This is a genomic window from Bauldia sp., assembly GCA_037200845.1.
In the GTDB taxonomy this organism is placed as follows: domain Bacteria; phylum Pseudomonadota; class Alphaproteobacteria; order Rhizobiales; family Kaistiaceae; genus DASZQY01.
Genome location: JBBCGQ010000001.1, coordinates 2,082,394 through 2,095,692 on the forward strand (window position 1 = coordinate 2,082,394; position 13,299 = coordinate 2,095,692).

Consider the following 13,299-nt stretch of genomic DNA (forward strand, 5'->3'; position numbering starts at 1 on the left):
GCGGTCAAAACTCGATCCCGACCTGCGCCTTCACGCCGGAGCGGAAAGGATGCTTGATGACCTCCATCTCGGTCACCAGATCGGCCGCCTCGATCAGCTCGTCGGCGGCGTTGCGCCCGGTCACGATCACGTGGATGTCGGCGGGCTTGTCGCGGAGGAACGCGACCACCTCGGCCAGCGGCAGGTAGTCGTAGCGCAGCACGATGTTGAGCTCGTCGAGCAGCACGATCTTGTGCTTGCCGGCCGCGATGATCTCCTTCGCGCGCTCCCACGCCGCGCGCGCCGCGGCGATGTCGCGCTGGCGGTCCTGCGTGTCCCAGGTGAAGCCTTCGCCCATCGTGTTGATCGACACGAGGTCGCCGAATTTTTCGAGCGCGACGCGCTCGCCGGTCTGCCATTTGCCCTTCACGAACTGGATGATGGCGACCGGCATGCCATGGCCCAGCGCGCGGAAAACCATGCCGAACGCGGCAGTCGATTTTCCTTTGCCCTTGCCGGTGTGGACGATGAGCAGGCCCTTCTCGATCGTCTTGGTGGCGAGGATCTTGTCGCGCGCCGCCTTCTTCTTTTTCATCTTCTCGGCGTGGCGGGCGTCGAGCTCGGTCTCGGTCAAGTCGTTCATTCTGCTGCCTCTTTCCGCTCGGTGATGAGCGCGGAGAGCCGATCATAGGCGCTGTTCTGGCGCGGCGCCCACAGGCCGCGGTCAATCGCCTCGCGGAAGCGCGCCGCCATCTCGCGGAGCGCCGGCGCGTTATTGTCGGCGATGAAGCCGCGCACGTCAGCGTCGCCGATATAGGCGTCGAACAACTGGTCGAAATGGTGGTCCTTCACCGCGTTCGTGGTCGCGGCAAAGGCGAAGAGATAGTCGACTGTGGCGGCCATCTCAAAAGCGCCCTTGTAGCCGTGGCGCATGACGCCGGCGATCCATTTCGGATTGGCGGCGCGACCGCGGACGACGCGCGCGATCTCCTCGCCGAGCGCGCGGATCACCGGCTTCTCCGGCCGCGAATGGTCGCCGTGATAGAGAGGCACCGCCTTGCCCTTCAACGTCTCGACCGCCGCCGCGAGGCCACCCTGGAATTGGTAGTAGTCGTCGGAATCGAGAATATCGTGCTCGCGGTTGTCCTGGTTGTGCAGCACCGCGTCGGTCGCCTTCAGCCGCGCCACGAAATCTGCGCGCGCCGCATCGCCTTGCGCCCCGCCGCCATAGGCGAACGCACCCCATGCCAGCACGGCATCGGCGATGTCGCCGCGCGTCTCCCACGCCCCGGTGTCGATCAGCGCCTGCACACCTGCGCCATACGCGCCGGGCATCGCGCCGAAGATTCGCGCCGTCGCGCCGCGCGCCGCAATCGGGTTTGCGGCGGCGTCCTCGGACAGCGCGGCGATGGCACGCATCGCCGAATCGATGAGGTCGATCTGCCCCGGAAACGCATCGCGGAACATGCCGGAAATTTTCAGCGTCACGTCGATGCGCGGCCGGCCCAGTTCGGCCAGCGACAGCACGCGGAAGCCGGTGACGCGGCCGGTGCCCGCCTCCCACACCGGCGCCGCGCCGATGAAGGCGAGCACCTGCGCAACGTCGTCGCCGCCGGTGCGCATGTTCGACGTCCCCCACGCCGAGATCGCGATCGAGCGCGGCCACTCGCCCTCGTCCTGGAAGTAGCGGAGCGCAACCTCATCGGCCGCGCGCCGGCCGAGCGCCCACGCGGCGGCCGTCGGCACCGCGCGGACATCGACGGAATAAAAGTTGCGGCCGGTGGGCAGCACGTCGGGCCGGCCGCGCGTCGGCGCACCGGAGGGACCGGGCGCGACGAAGCGGCCATCGAGGGCGGTCAGGATGGCGTCGATTTCGGATTCGCCGGAGGTGTCGAGCGATGGCGCAAGACCGGATGCGATCCAGTCGAGGACGGCAGAGGCGCGCGCTCCCGCTTCAACCTCCTCCCTGAGGGGAGGTCCAAGTTCGCCGAGCGCAGCGACAGCGAACTTCGGGAGGGGGGCGCTTTCACCGCCGGCAGCCCGCCCCCCTCCCGAAAGCGGCCTTGCCGCTTTCGACCTCCGCTCAAGGGGGAGGTTGGCGACAAACGTTGCCGCCAGCGCCTCGATACGCTCGACGGTGTCGCCTATCGTCCGCCACGGACCATCGCTAATCGCTGCGAGGTCGTGCGGCCGAGGTCCCGTCCACTCCACACCGAGATCGCAATCCAGCGGATCGAAACCGAGACCGAGATCGTCCGCGATGGCCCGATGCAGCGAGGCATCCTCCGGCCGCCCGCCCGAGCGCGGCACGCGCGCGATGGCGACCAGCGTGTCGATCCTCTGGCGCCCTTCCGGCGAGGCACCGAGCGTGTGCAATCCGTCGCGTATCTGCATCTCCTTCAACGCGCAGAGATGTGCGTCGAGCGCGCGCAGCGCCTGCTCGCCGGTGTCGCGCGTGAAGCCGAGGTCGCGGTCGAGCCCGTGCCGCTCGGCGAGCGCGACGATCTCAGCGGCGAGATAGTCGCGGCGCCGTCTGTCGACGCCGGCGGCGAGATAATACTCGTCGATCAGCGTCTCAAGCTCGGCGAGCGGGCCGTGAATCTCGGCGCGCGTCATCGCCGGCGTCAGGTGATCGACGACCACGGCCGAGGCGCGCCGCTTCGCCTGGCTGCCCTCGCCCGGATCGTTGACCAGGAACGGATAGATCAGCGGCGTCGCACCGAGCGCGATCTCCGGCCAGCACTCGGCCGAGAGGCCAAGCGCCTTGCCGGGCAGCCATTCGAGGTTGCCGTGCTTGCCGAGATGGACGATGGCATCGGCCTGAAACTCGCGGCGCAGCCACGCATAGAAGGCGAGGTAGTTGTGCGGCGGCACGAGGTCCGGGTCGTGGTAGGTCGCCTTCGGGTCGATCGAATAGCCGCGCGCCGGCTGGATGCCGACGACGACGTTGCCGTAGCGATGCGCGGCAAGGCGAAAGACGCCGCCGGCGACGAACGGATCGGACTCAGGTTCGCCCCAGCGGGTGGTTATGGCGGTGCGGACGGAGTCAGGGAGTGCCGCGAAGTAGGTGCGGTAGTCGCGAAGCGAAAGCGACTCTGCCGATCCTCCCCCGCACGCCGGGGGAGGCGGACCGCCGAAGGCGGTGGAGGGGGCGCCCCCTCCGTCGCCGCCACGCGGCGCCATCTCCCCCGCCGTCCGGTGGATGACCGCACCGAGCGCATTTGTCGGGCCTGCGAGGATGACTTCCATCAATTCACGGCTCGACTGCGGAAATCCCGGCACCGAATACCCCGCCTCCGCCATCGCGGCTGCAACCCGCACCGCGCTCTCCGGCGTGTCCAGGCCGACGCCGTTGGCGATGCGGCCGTCGCGGTCGGGATAGTTGGAGAGGATCAGCGCCACCTTCCGGTTTCCCGCCGGCGTCGTCGCGAGCTTGATCCACGCCGCCGCCTGGTCGGCGACGAAGGCGATGCGGTCGGGCACGGCGCGATAGACGGCGCCGGCCGAGGCATCAGACTTGAACGAAACGGCGCGGGTCAGGATGCGGCCGTCGACCTCGGGCAACACGACGTTCATCGTCAGGTCGCGCGGCAGGAGGCCGCGTTTGCTCTCGCGCCATCCTTCCTCGGTTGAGCCGGCGAGCGCGACCTGCAGCACAGGCCGGCCGGGCCGGTCGAGCACGGTGCCCGCGTGGGTGTCACCGATGCGCGAGACGGCGAAGGAGGTCGTGTTGAGGACGATCGCCGGCGACACCGCGGCGAAGATTTCGTCGAGCAGCGTCTCCGACTCGCGGTCTTTGAGGCTGGCGACGAAGATCGGCAGCCCGGCGATCCCGCGTTCGCGAAGCGCGACGACCAGTGCGTCGATCGGCTCGGTCGAGCCGCCGTGGATCAGCGCTCGGTAGAAGACGATCGGCGCGACCGGGCGGCCGCGATGATGCGCACGCCATGCGTCCAGCGTCGTCGCCCCCTGCCCCGGCCGGTAGATACCGGCGTGCGGCAGCGCCTCCGGCGGCTCGGGCAGCGGCGCAAGGCCGAGCAGATGGTCGCAGAAGGCCAGCGCGCGGCGCGTATTCTCGGCGCCACCCTCGACCAGATAGCGCCAGAGCAAACGGCACTGCTCGACCGGCGCCGTCGCATAAGGCTCGAGCGCGGCGTCCCAGCGGTCCTCGCCGGGCATCACCAGCAGCATCGGCCCGCCGGCGCGGGCGAGCGCGCGCAGCCGCTCCAGGCCGTACCGCCAGTAGCCGGCGCCGCCCATCATGCGGACGACGACGAGGCGTGCCGAGGCCACCGTCTTCTCCAGGTACAGATCGACCGACATCGGGTGCGACAGGCGGCCAAGATTGGCGAAGCGCACCTCGGGCCGCGCCTGTGCCGCCAGCGCGGCGAGCTCGCTATCAGCGGCGGAGAGAAAGACTATGTCGCCCGGCGGCTGCGCCAGATCGACGGCCGCGTCGCCGTCGTCGATGCGCGCAGCCTCGCCGGCTAAGAGATGCATGGCTACGCCGCTCCCGCTTTCCCCGCGAAGGCGGGGATCCAGGTATCGCGGGATATTGCGGCCATCGCGGCGCTCGCCTCGCCACCTGGGCCCCCGCCTTCGCGGGGGAAGCGGAGGGTGGGCGCGCTCATCCCGCCAGCGCGCGGGCGATTGCGGCGCGGTCCATCGTGCGCAGCCCGATGACCACGAGGCCCGATGCCGTGGCGCCCGGCGCGAAGGCGACCTCGACGCGCGGGCCGACGGCCTGCACGACCGCGGGCGCCGCCTTGCCGGCGATGGCGACGCGACCCTTGACGCGCAACACGCCGGGCAGCGTCAGCGCGTCGAGCACGCGCGCCTTCAGCGTATCGAGCGACGGGGCAACCGGGACCGGCACGACGATGGAGTCGAAGTCGTCATGGTCGTGCTCCTCGCCCTCGAGGTCGTGGTGGCTCTCGCGGCCGCCCATGTCGTCTTCCGCCGAAGCGGCGATGCCGAACAGCATGTCGGCCGGCGCGCCACGGCCGTTGACGACGCTGGTGCCCGCCCGCGCTTCGCGCTTCACGAGCGCCGTCGTCTCGGCAAAAGATTCGGCCGAGACGAGATCGGACTTACTGATGACGATCAGGTCGGCGCAGCGGAGCTGGTCCTCGAACAATTCCTCGATCGGGTCGTCGTGGTTAGCGACGGCCGTCTCCGGCACGAACCGTCCGGCGGCAACCGCGGCCGCATCGACGACCGTGACGACGCCGTCGACCGTGACGCGATGCTTCACACCCGGCCACGCGAAGGCGCGGACCAGCGGCTGCGGCAGCGCGAGGCCGGAGGTCTCGATGACGATGTGCTCGGGCGCCGGATCGCGCGCCAGCAGCTTCTCGATGGTCGGCAAGAATTCGTCGGCAACGGTGCAGCAGATGCATCCGTTGGTGAGTTCGATGATCTCGTCCGGACGATGATCGTCGTCGCAGTCGGCGATGAGCGCCCCGTCGAAGCCCATGTCGCCGAATTCGTTGACGATGATGGCGATGCGCCGGCCCTTGGCGCGCGCGATGAGATCGCGGATCAGGGTCGTCTTCCCGGCGCCGAGGAAGCCGGTGACGATGGTCGCGGGAATGCGGGCGGGAGCGTTCATATCTCTGCGGCTTCCGTGTTTGTCTGTTCAGCCTTGAGCACGAGCGGCAGGCCGGCCGCGACGAGCACGACTCGATCGACGACCGCCGCCACCCGCTGGTTGACCGTGCCCAGCGCATCGGCGAACCGCCGCGACAGGCGGTCGCCCGGAATGACGCCGAGGCCGACCTCGCCGCTGACCAGCACGACCGGCCCGGCGACCTCGGTGAGCGCATCGAGCAGCCCCGCGGTTTCGTCTTCGATGTTGTGTTCCGCCATCATCAGGTTGCTCACCCACAGCGTCAGGCAGTCGACGAGAACGTGGTAGCCCGCGCCGGTCTCGCGTTTCAGCGCACCCGCGAGGTCGAGCGGCGCCTCGACCGTGCGCCATTGTTCGCCGCGCCGCGCGCGGTGCATGCCGATGCGCTCCGCCATCTCCGCATCGCCCGCCGCGGCGGTGGCGAGATAGACCGGTGCGCGACCGCTCGCGATGACGAGCTCCTCCGCGTACCGGCTTTTGCCCGACCGCTGGCCGCCGAGCACGAGAGTGCGGCCGGCGGTCGCCATCGTCAGGCGCGCGTCAGGCTTCGCTGCGTCAGCGCGCCGAAGGCGAGGCCGAGCGTCGTCCACAGCACCGCCTGCGTGCCGAGCGACGCGATGCGGAACTGCCAGAGCAGCGAAGCTGGGAAACCTTCCGGCACCTCGTTGATCGCGGGCAGTACGAGCATCGAGATCGCCGCCACGACGACGAACGTGGCGCCGCCGACGAGCGTCGCATTCCACGTCCCCAGCGAACGGATGAGCTGGCTGCGGACGTAAACGGCGAGCGCGACGGCAACAATCGAAGCCGCCAGCATCCCGAAGAACAGCCACGTGCGGTAGCCGATCGTCTCGCCGTTGCCGACCGACGGCGGGTTCGCCGGATACTTGATGTCGGGTACGACGATCAGCACGACGAAGCCAAGGAGCGCCAGCAGCGCGGCGAGCGCCCGCGGGTCGGCCGGGCCGAAGCGGCCGTAGGCGAAGGCGAAGACCAGCGCGAAGATCCCGCCGAACGCCGCGCTATAGAGCACGACGCCGGTGAACAGGCCGATGCCGGCCTGGGTCGGGCGACTGACCAGACCGACCTCCTCGGCGTGATCGGCCGGCATGGCCGCCTCGGCCGCCATCGACATATCGACCGGCGTGGAAGCATTGGCCGGTTCGGCCGAATGCATCGATTCCTCGAAGCCGATCGCCGAATCGACGCGCGGCTCGCCGAATACCTTGGCGAAACCGAAGGCAAGAATGCCGGCGAAGACGCCGACGAGCATGCCGCGGAGAAGCAGATTTCCGATCATCTCCCGCGCTCCGCTAGTGGCAGGGGAAGCCGAGGAGATGGCGCCCGTCATGCACGAATTCGTGCACATACATGCCCGAGAAAATCGCCATCGCGCCTTCTTCGACGCCGACGAAATAGATGGCGATGAGGGCGAGAAGGCCGGCGAAGATGGCCCAGGGGATGATCTGGCGAACGGGAATGGCAACCGGCTGAACTGCCGGCGCAAAAGCGACGTGTGTCATCGTGGTTTTCCTCCTTGGGATGACGCGTCCCAGTCGAGCGCAATCAGTCCGCGGGGAGGGTCTGACTTTCGCTTCGGCAACCTGCCTTGGCGATTACAGTGGCGCGACCGTGCCGGACTCACACCGGCTTCCGCACCCGCGAATTTGCATCTAGACCATGCGGGCACCGGCGGGGCGTTGTCAATTGCGCGCGCGATGATCCGACTGACATTTGTCTGCACCGCATCGACCGCCGCGACGCGGCGCGCGGCCTTTCCGCTGGACGAGCCGCTCGACAAATTCGGCGCCGCGGAAGCGCGCGCGTTGTCGCTGATCCCCGCGTTTCGCACGCCGCCGCAGCACGCGCTGACGAGCCCGGCGCTCCGCGCGCGGCAGACGGCGGAGTTGTTGCGCGTCGATGCGACGCCGGACGCGGCGCTACGCGATCTCGACTACGGACGCTGGTCGGGAAAGACGATGGCCGAGATCGGCGCGGCCGAGCAGGACGCCGTCGCCGCGTGGCTGAGCGATCCCAGCGCCGCGCCGCACGGCGGCGAGTCGATCGCCGCGCTGTTCGATCGCGTGCGCGGATTTCTCGGCGGCCTCGGCGACGGCACGACCGTCGCCGTGACTCATGTCCCGGTGATCCGCGCGGCCGTCGCGATCGTGCTCGATGCGCCGCTTTCGTCATTCTGGAAAATCGACATCGCGCCGCTCGCCCGCGCAGCGCTGCACGGCGAGGCCGGACGCTGGCGGCTCAGATCTATTTCGGACTGACCGAGGCGGCCGGCTTCGCCCGCGCCTTGCGGCCCTTCCACCAGCCGACCACCGCCACCCCGACGCGCCGGTTGAAGCGGCGTATCGGCGCACTGTCGGAGGCGAGCACCAGAAGCCCCAGCGGCACCATCCAGTATCCGAGAATCGGCAGCCAGCCGAATAGGCCGCCGGCCAGCACCAGGGCGACACCGAGCCCGATGCGCACGAATCTATTGCGTGGCAGATCAAGCGAAATACGGCCGAGGCGAACCTTGGGCACGGGAATCCCTCGCGATGGTTGCGAGGAGAAGATGGGGCTGCGATGTGACATCCGCAATAATCATCGGTTCGGAAAGGCGCCGTTGTCCTTTGCAAGCACGGAAGGGCTTTGCTAAGAGGTGCGCCGCGATCCCCGGTAGCTCAGTTGGTAGAGCATTCGACTGTTAATCGAATGGTCGCTGGTTCGAGTCCAGCCCGGGGAGCCAGTTTCACGAGTACCGACCAGGCCTCAATCGGTGGTAGACTGACGTTTACCCAAGACCGGCTGGCGGCGGTTGAATTAGGTGACCACAGGAGATCTTAGGTGTCACAAACCAACGGAAATAGTCAGGGCGGCGGTAGCCGTACGATCATCTACATCATCGTCGCCATTATCGTGCTGGTGGTGATTTACTTCGGCGCGAAGAACTTCATGGGCTCGGCTCCGACGCCGCCTGCCGCAGTCGACACGACCACGCCGCCGGCCATGGCTCCGGCCCCCGCTCCGGACGCGACCGCGCCGCCGGCGATGGCCCCCGCCCCGGCTCCGGACGCAACCGCGCCGGCTCCGGCTCCGGATGCGACCGCCCCGGCTCCTGCCCCGGCGCCCGCGCCGGATGCAACGGCCCCCGCGCCCGCCCCGGACGCGACCACGCCGCCGGCGACCACGACGCCGTAGCGCAGTCGGAATTTCACGCTTCGCGCCTCGCCCGTTTCACGACGGGCGGGGCGTTTTCTTTTTCAGGCCGTCGCATCGCGCGGGCGGCTTAACCCTAACCTTTGATTTCCGAATCGAATTGACGCGTCCCGCGGCGCGCCGCCCTAGGATATTGGCCGGGCGGCAAGGAAATGCGGGTCGCGAAAATGACGTCGGACGAGCAGCGCGTAGCCTGGGTCGATTACGCCAAGGGCTTCTGCATCATCATGGTCGTCATGATGCACTCGACGCTGGGCGTCGAGAAGGCCGCCGACGCGACCGGCTGGATGACCTACGTCGTCGCCTTCGCCAAGCCCTTCCGCATGCCGGACTTCTTCATGATCTCGGGCCTGTTCCTGGCGCGCGTCATCGACCGCGACTGGCGCACCTACCTCGACAAGAAGGTCGTCCACTTCGGCTACTTCTACGTCCTCTGGCTGACCATCCAGTTCATCTTCAAGGCGCCGGGCATTGCCGCAGACGGCGGCGTCGCCACGGTCGCGCAGCAATACGCGCTGGCCTTCATCGATCCGTTCGGCACCATCTGGTTCATCTATCTCCTGCCGATCTTCTTCGTGCTGGTGAAACTCACGAAGCGCGTGCCGTGGCCGGTCATCTGGCTGGCCGGCGCCGCGCTCCAGGTCGCCAACGTCCAGACCGGCTGGGTCATCCCCGACGAGTTCGCGGCGCGCTTCGTCTATTTCTATTCCGGCTACATCTTCGCCCCGCATATCTTCCGTTTCGCCGCCACCGTGTCGAAGCACGGCTGGGCGGCGGTGACATATCTCGTCGTCTGGGCGGCGATCGAAGCCTTCGCCGTGTTCGGCGGCTACTCCGAGCTCCCCGGCATCGGGCTGATCCTGGGCTTCGTCGGCGCCATCGCGGTGGTGACGCTGTCGACGGTGCTGGCCAAGACCGACTGGATGGCGGCGGTGCGCTATTGCGGCAAGCACTCCATCGTCATCTACCTCGCATTCTTCCTGCCGATGGCGGCCTCGCGCACGCTGCTGCTCAGGACCGGGATCATCCCCGACCTCGGCACGGTGTCGCTGATCGTCACGGCCTGCGGCGTCGTCTTCCCGCTGCTGCTGTTCTGGGTCGTGCGCGGGACCGGCGCCCGCTTCCTGTTCGAGCGGCCGGCATGGGCGCACATCGATGTGCCGCGGCGTAGCGTGATGGTGCCGGCGGAATAGTGCGACTCGGGGACGCGGAACCCCATCCACCTGCCCGGAACGGGGAGGAATGGGAGTTTGCTGCGTCCCCTCCGCTTATCCCTCCCCCTTGCGGGGAGGGGGGACCACGGCAAGCGGTGGTGGGTGGGGCACGGCCTCGCCTCATTCCCCATCTCCCCAACTTCGCAATGCCCAATGCCTTGATGCCCCCACCCGCGCCGAATAGCTTCCCCCCATGCAGATCAACCCATCCGTCGTCGATGCCATCGGCAACACGCCGCTGATCCGGCTTCGCCGCGCTTCGGAGGCGACCGGCTGCGAGATCCTCGGCAAGGCCGAGTTTCTCAATCCCGGCCAGTCCGTGAAGGACCGCCCGGCGCGCCAGATGGTGCTGGCAGCGGAAGCCGCCGGCACGCTGAAGCCCGGCGGCCTGATCGTGGAAGGCACCGCCGGCAACACTGGCATCGGCCTGGCCCTGGTCGCCGCGGCGCGCGGCTATCGCACGCTGATCGTCATTCCCGACACGCAGAGCCAGGAAAAGAAGGACACGCTGCGCCTCGCCGGCGCGACGCTGGTCGAGGTGCCGGCGAAGCCCTACACCGACCCCGACAACTACCAGCACGTCGCCCGCCGCCTCGCCGACCAGTTCCGCAAGAGCGAGCCGAACGGCGTGCTCTTCGCCGACCAGTGGAACAACCTCGAGAATGCCCGCGCGCACGAACTGACCACCGGCCCGGAAATCTGGGCCCAGACCGACGGCAAGGTCGACGCCTTCATCTGCTCGGTCGGCACCGGCGGCACGCTCGCCGGCAACGCCGCTTATCTGCGCAAGCAGAAGCCGAACATCGTCATCGGCTGCGCCGACCCCGACGGCGCCGGCATGTTCAACCTGTTCACCACCGGCGAGGCGAAGGCAACGCCGGGCACTTCGATCACCGAGGGCATCGGCCTCAACCGCTCGACGCCGATCGTCGGCCCGGTCAAGGTCGACAAGGCCTACGTCATCCCGGACAGCGAAGCGGTGCCCGCCGTCTTTGATCTCGCCGAGCACGAGGGCCTGCTGCTCGGCGGCTCGTCCGGCGTCAACATCGCCGGCGCCATCCGCCTCGCCCGCGATCTCGGCCCGGGCAAGACCATCGTGACGATCCTCGCCGACGGCGGCATGCGCTACCAGTCGAAGCTCTACAACCCGGAATTCCTGCGCGCCCACAAGCTGCCGGCACCCGCCTGGCTGACGCGGCAGGACGACGTCCGCGTACCCTTCGCCGCGACGGTCTGACACTCCGCCCCCAAGCGGAGGCTGTTGAGGCACCATCGAAACCGGCTAGGATCGGGCATGAGCACCGAACTCCTCTTCCGCGAAGACGCCTACCTCCCCGCCGCCGAGGCGACCGTGATCGCCGTCACCGACCGCCGCGGCATCGTTCTCGACCGCACCGTCTTCTACGCAACCGGCGGCGGCCAGCCCGGCGACACCGGGCTGCTGGAGAGGCCGGACGGCAACATCTCCATTGCCACCACCGTCTACGGCGACACCAAGAGCGACATCGTCCACGTGCCCGGCGACGACCAGTCGCTGCCGCAGGTCGGCGAGACGCTGAAGGCAGTCCTCGACTGGCCGCGCCGCTACCGCCACATGCGCATCCACACCGGGCTGCACCTGCTGTCGGTCGTGCTCCCCTTCCCCGTCACCGGCGGCTCGATCGGCGCCGACGAGGGCCGGCTCGATTTCGACATCGACGGCGAAGTGCCGACCAAGGAGGAGATCGAGGAGCGGCTGAACGCGCTGGTGATGGCTGACCACAAGGTGACCACCGAGTGGATCACCGACGACGAGCTGCTCGCCAACCCCGGACTGGTAAAAACGATGAAGGTGAAGCCGCCGATGGGGTCGGGCAAGGTGCGCCTCGTGCGCATCGGCGACATCGACCTGCAGCCCTGCGGCGGCACGCACGTGCATTCGACGGCTGAGATCGGCAAGCTCGTGATCAGCAAGATCGAAAGCAAAGGCAAACAGAACCGCCGCGTCCGCATCAGGTTTGCGGAGTAGCCCGCTTTCCTCGGCGAAGGCACGCCGAATGGTCTCCGCCTTCCCGGCGAAGGCGCGGCCGCCAACCAACCTCCGCTTTCCCCGCGAAGGCGGGGATCCGGGTGGACAGGAATTCACGGACGAGCGGGGCCGCGCTCCGCTGGTGGCACCTAGGTCCCCGCCTTCGCGGGGAAAGCGGAGGGGAAGCGACACCGGCGCTTTCGTGGCGACGAGCGTAGGAGCTAGGGTGGGCGTCTTCCCTCGAGCACTATTGATCACGGGACAAGGCACCACCGATGACCGATCGTTCCCCCTGGTTCGTCTCCACCGACTGGCTCGCCGCACATCAAAGCGAAGTCGCCATCGTCGATGGATCATGGCACCTGCCGACAACCGGCCGCAGCGGACGCGCCGAGTATGACGCCGCCCATGTTCCGGGCGCGGTCTTCTTCGACATCGACGCCATCGCCGATACGTCGAACCCCCTGCCCCACATGCTGCCCTCGCCTGAGGTGTTCGCGAAGGCCGTCGGTGCGCTCGGCATCGACGAGCAGCACACCATCGTCGTCTACGACAGCGCCGGGCTGTCGTCGGCGCCACGCCTGTGGTGGACCTTCAAGATCATGGGCGCGCGGGACGTTACCATCCTCGAGGGCGGCCTGCCGAAATGGCGCGCCGAGGGCCGTCCGGTGGACGCCGCGCCGGTGACGCATCCGCCGCGGACGTTCGTCACGCATTTCGATCCGCACGTCGTCATCGGCCTCATCGACGTGCGCGACGGATTGCTCGCCGGCGAATTCCAGGTCGTCGATGCCCGTCCCGCGGCACGCTTCCGCGGCGAGGCGCCGGAACCGCGGCCGTGGGTCAAGACCGGCCGCATCCCGGGCAGCCGCAACGTGCCCTCGACCGACCTCATCGCCGACGGCAGGCTGAAGGACGCCGAGACACTGCGGCGCGCTTTCGTCGAGGCCGGCGTCGATCTCGCCAAGCCCATCGTTACAAGCTGCGGCTCCGGCGTGAACGCGGCAACGCTGTCGCTGGCGCTCGACGTTATCGGCGTGAAGGATACGCGGCTCTACGACGGATCGTGGACCGAGTGGGGCGCCCGCGGCGACACCGCGATTGCCACCGGGCCCGTCTAGCTTCCTGCTTCGCTGCGGCACCCCTCCCCAAAACCGCTACGCGGTTTTGACCCTCCCACAAGGGGAGGGCTCAGGCCGAGTCGGATCTTGCAGCGGGGTGAACCCTCCCCTTGTGGGAGGGTCAAAACGCCAAGG

General features: G+C 68.4%; 13 protein-coding genes, 1 tRNA gene and 1 riboswitch. Of the genes, 7 read left to right on the forward strand and 7 right to left on the reverse strand.

The window, feature by feature from the left end; all coding sequences use genetic code 11:
* Positions 1 to 4: 4 nt before the first annotated feature.
* The 6 genes from cobO to WDM94_10230 form a co-directional block, all read right to left on the reverse strand.
* Positions 5 to 622 carry a cob(I)yrinic acid a,c-diamide adenosyltransferase gene (gene cobO / locus WDM94_10205; GenBank protein ID MEJ0012977.1) on the reverse strand — a complete coding sequence of 206 codons (618 nt, stop codon included), beginning with the start codon at positions 620 to 622 and terminating at the stop codon, positions 5 to 7.
* Positions 619 to 4,479 (reverse strand): cobaltochelatase subunit CobN, encoded by a 3,861-nt coding sequence (gene cobN, locus WDM94_10210; protein ID MEJ0012978.1) that lies wholly within the window; start codon positions 4,477 to 4,479, stop codon positions 619 to 621. Before cobN ends, cobO begins: the two co-directional genes overlap by 4 nt.
* Before the next feature lie 127 nt (positions 4,480 to 4,606).
* Positions 4,607 to 5,590: a cobalamin biosynthesis protein CobW gene (cobW, locus tag WDM94_10215; protein MEJ0012979.1), complete on the reverse strand. Its 984-nt coding sequence runs from the start codon at positions 5,588 to 5,590 to the stop codon at positions 4,607 to 4,609.
* On the reverse strand, positions 5,587 to 6,135 hold the full coding sequence (gene cobU, locus WDM94_10220) for a bifunctional adenosylcobinamide kinase/adenosylcobinamide-phosphate guanylyltransferase (GenBank protein ID MEJ0012980.1): 549 nt from the start codon (positions 6,133 to 6,135) through the stop codon (positions 5,587 to 5,589). Before cobU ends, cobW begins: the two co-directional genes overlap by 4 nt.
* A 2-nt stretch (positions 6,136 to 6,137) precedes the next feature.
* Complete coding sequence (locus tag WDM94_10225; protein MEJ0012981.1) at positions 6,138 to 6,908, reverse strand: CbtA family protein; 771 nt, start codon at positions 6,906 to 6,908, stop codon at positions 6,138 to 6,140.
* 13 nt (positions 6,909 to 6,921) lie between these two features.
* Complete coding sequence (locus WDM94_10230) at positions 6,922 to 7,131, reverse strand: CbtB-domain containing protein (GenBank protein MEJ0012982.1); 210 nt, start codon at positions 7,129 to 7,131, stop codon at positions 6,922 to 6,924.
* 35 nt (positions 7,132 to 7,166) lie between these two features.
* Positions 7,167 to 7,317: riboswitch (cobalamin riboswitch) on the reverse strand.
* 9 nt (positions 7,318 to 7,326) lie between these two features.
* On the opposite strand from WDM94_10230, the gene WDM94_10235 reads away from it, so the two are divergent.
* Entirely contained in the window at positions 7,327 to 7,887 is a 561-nt protein-coding gene (locus WDM94_10235; protein ID MEJ0012983.1) for a histidine phosphatase family protein, read from the forward strand.
* On the opposite strand, the gene WDM94_10240 is transcribed toward WDM94_10235, so the two are convergent.
* The gene (locus WDM94_10240; GenBank protein ID MEJ0012984.1) at positions 7,874 to 8,092 is read right to left on the reverse strand and encodes a hypothetical protein; all 219 of its coding nucleotides are present in this window, start codon (positions 8,090 to 8,092) and stop codon (positions 7,874 to 7,876) included. The two genes, WDM94_10235 and WDM94_10240, sit on opposite strands and share 14 nt — an antisense overlap.
* Positions 8,093 to 8,275: 183 nt before the next feature.
* Here WDM94_10240 and WDM94_10245 point away from each other — a divergent pair.
* The 6 genes from WDM94_10245 (at position 8,276) to sseA (ending at position 13,164) form a co-directional block, all read left to right on the forward strand.
* A tRNA-Asn gene (locus WDM94_10245) sits at positions 8,276 to 8,351 on the forward strand.
* A 98-nt stretch (positions 8,352 to 8,449) separates the two neighbouring features.
* Complete coding sequence (locus tag WDM94_10250) at positions 8,450 to 8,803, forward strand: hypothetical protein (protein MEJ0012985.1); 354 nt, start codon at positions 8,450 to 8,452, stop codon at positions 8,801 to 8,803.
* A 170-nt stretch (positions 8,804 to 8,973) separates the two neighbouring features.
* Positions 8,974 to 10,014 (forward strand): acyltransferase family protein, encoded by a 1,041-nt coding sequence (locus WDM94_10255; protein MEJ0012986.1) that lies wholly within the window; start codon positions 8,974 to 8,976, stop codon positions 10,012 to 10,014.
* Between the two features lie 214 nt (positions 10,015 to 10,228).
* A complete protein-coding gene (locus WDM94_10260; protein ID MEJ0012987.1) occupies positions 10,229 to 11,272 on the forward strand; it encodes a cysteine synthase A in 1,044 nt (347 codons plus the stop codon).
* Positions 11,273 to 11,329: 57 nt separating this feature from the next.
* On the forward strand, positions 11,330 to 12,043 hold the full coding sequence (locus WDM94_10265; GenBank protein MEJ0012988.1) for an alanyl-tRNA editing protein: 714 nt from the start codon (positions 11,330 to 11,332) through the stop codon (positions 12,041 to 12,043).
* A 275-nt stretch (positions 12,044 to 12,318) separates the two neighbouring features.
* The gene (sseA, locus tag WDM94_10270; GenBank protein MEJ0012989.1) at positions 12,319 to 13,164 is read left to right on the forward strand and encodes a 3-mercaptopyruvate sulfurtransferase; all 846 of its coding nucleotides are present in this window, start codon (positions 12,319 to 12,321) and stop codon (positions 13,162 to 13,164) included.
* Positions 13,165 to 13,299: the final 135 nt, after the last annotated feature.

Bases quoted from the DNA above. Each gene is read 5' to 3' on its own strand.
- cobO (MEJ0012977.1), bottom strand. From the start codon at position 622: ATGAACGACTTGACCGAGACCGAGCTCGACGCCCGCCACGCCGAGAAG.
- cobN (MEJ0012978.1), bottom strand. From the start codon at position 4,479: ATGCATCTCTTAGCCGGCGAGGCTGCGCGCATCGACGACGGCGACGCG.
- cobW (MEJ0012979.1), bottom strand. From the start codon at position 5,590: ATGAACGCTCCCGCCCGCATTCCCGCGACCATCGTCACCGGCTTCCTC.
- cobU (MEJ0012980.1), bottom strand. From the start codon at position 6,135: ATGGCGACCGCCGGCCGCACTCTCGTGCTCGGCGGCCAGCGGTCGGGC.
- WDM94_10225 (MEJ0012981.1), bottom strand. From the start codon at position 6,908: ATGATCGGAAATCTGCTTCTCCGCGGCATGCTCGTCGGCGTCTTCGCC.
- WDM94_10230 (MEJ0012982.1), bottom strand. From the start codon at position 7,131: ATGACACACGTCGCTTTTGCGCCGGCAGTTCAGCCGGTTGCCATTCCC.
- WDM94_10235 (MEJ0012983.1), top strand. From the start codon at position 7,327: ATGATCCGACTGACATTTGTCTGCACCGCATCGACCGCCGCGACGCGG.
- WDM94_10255 (MEJ0012986.1), top strand. From the start codon at position 8,974: ATGCGGGTCGCGAAAATGACGTCGGACGAGCAGCGCGTAGCCTGGGTC.
- WDM94_10260 (MEJ0012987.1), top strand. From the start codon at position 10,229: ATGCAGATCAACCCATCCGTCGTCGATGCCATCGGCAACACGCCGCTG.
- WDM94_10265 (MEJ0012988.1), top strand. From the start codon at position 11,330: ATGAGCACCGAACTCCTCTTCCGCGAAGACGCCTACCTCCCCGCCGCC.
- sseA (MEJ0012989.1), top strand. From the start codon at position 12,319: ATGACCGATCGTTCCCCCTGGTTCGTCTCCACCGACTGGCTCGCCGCA.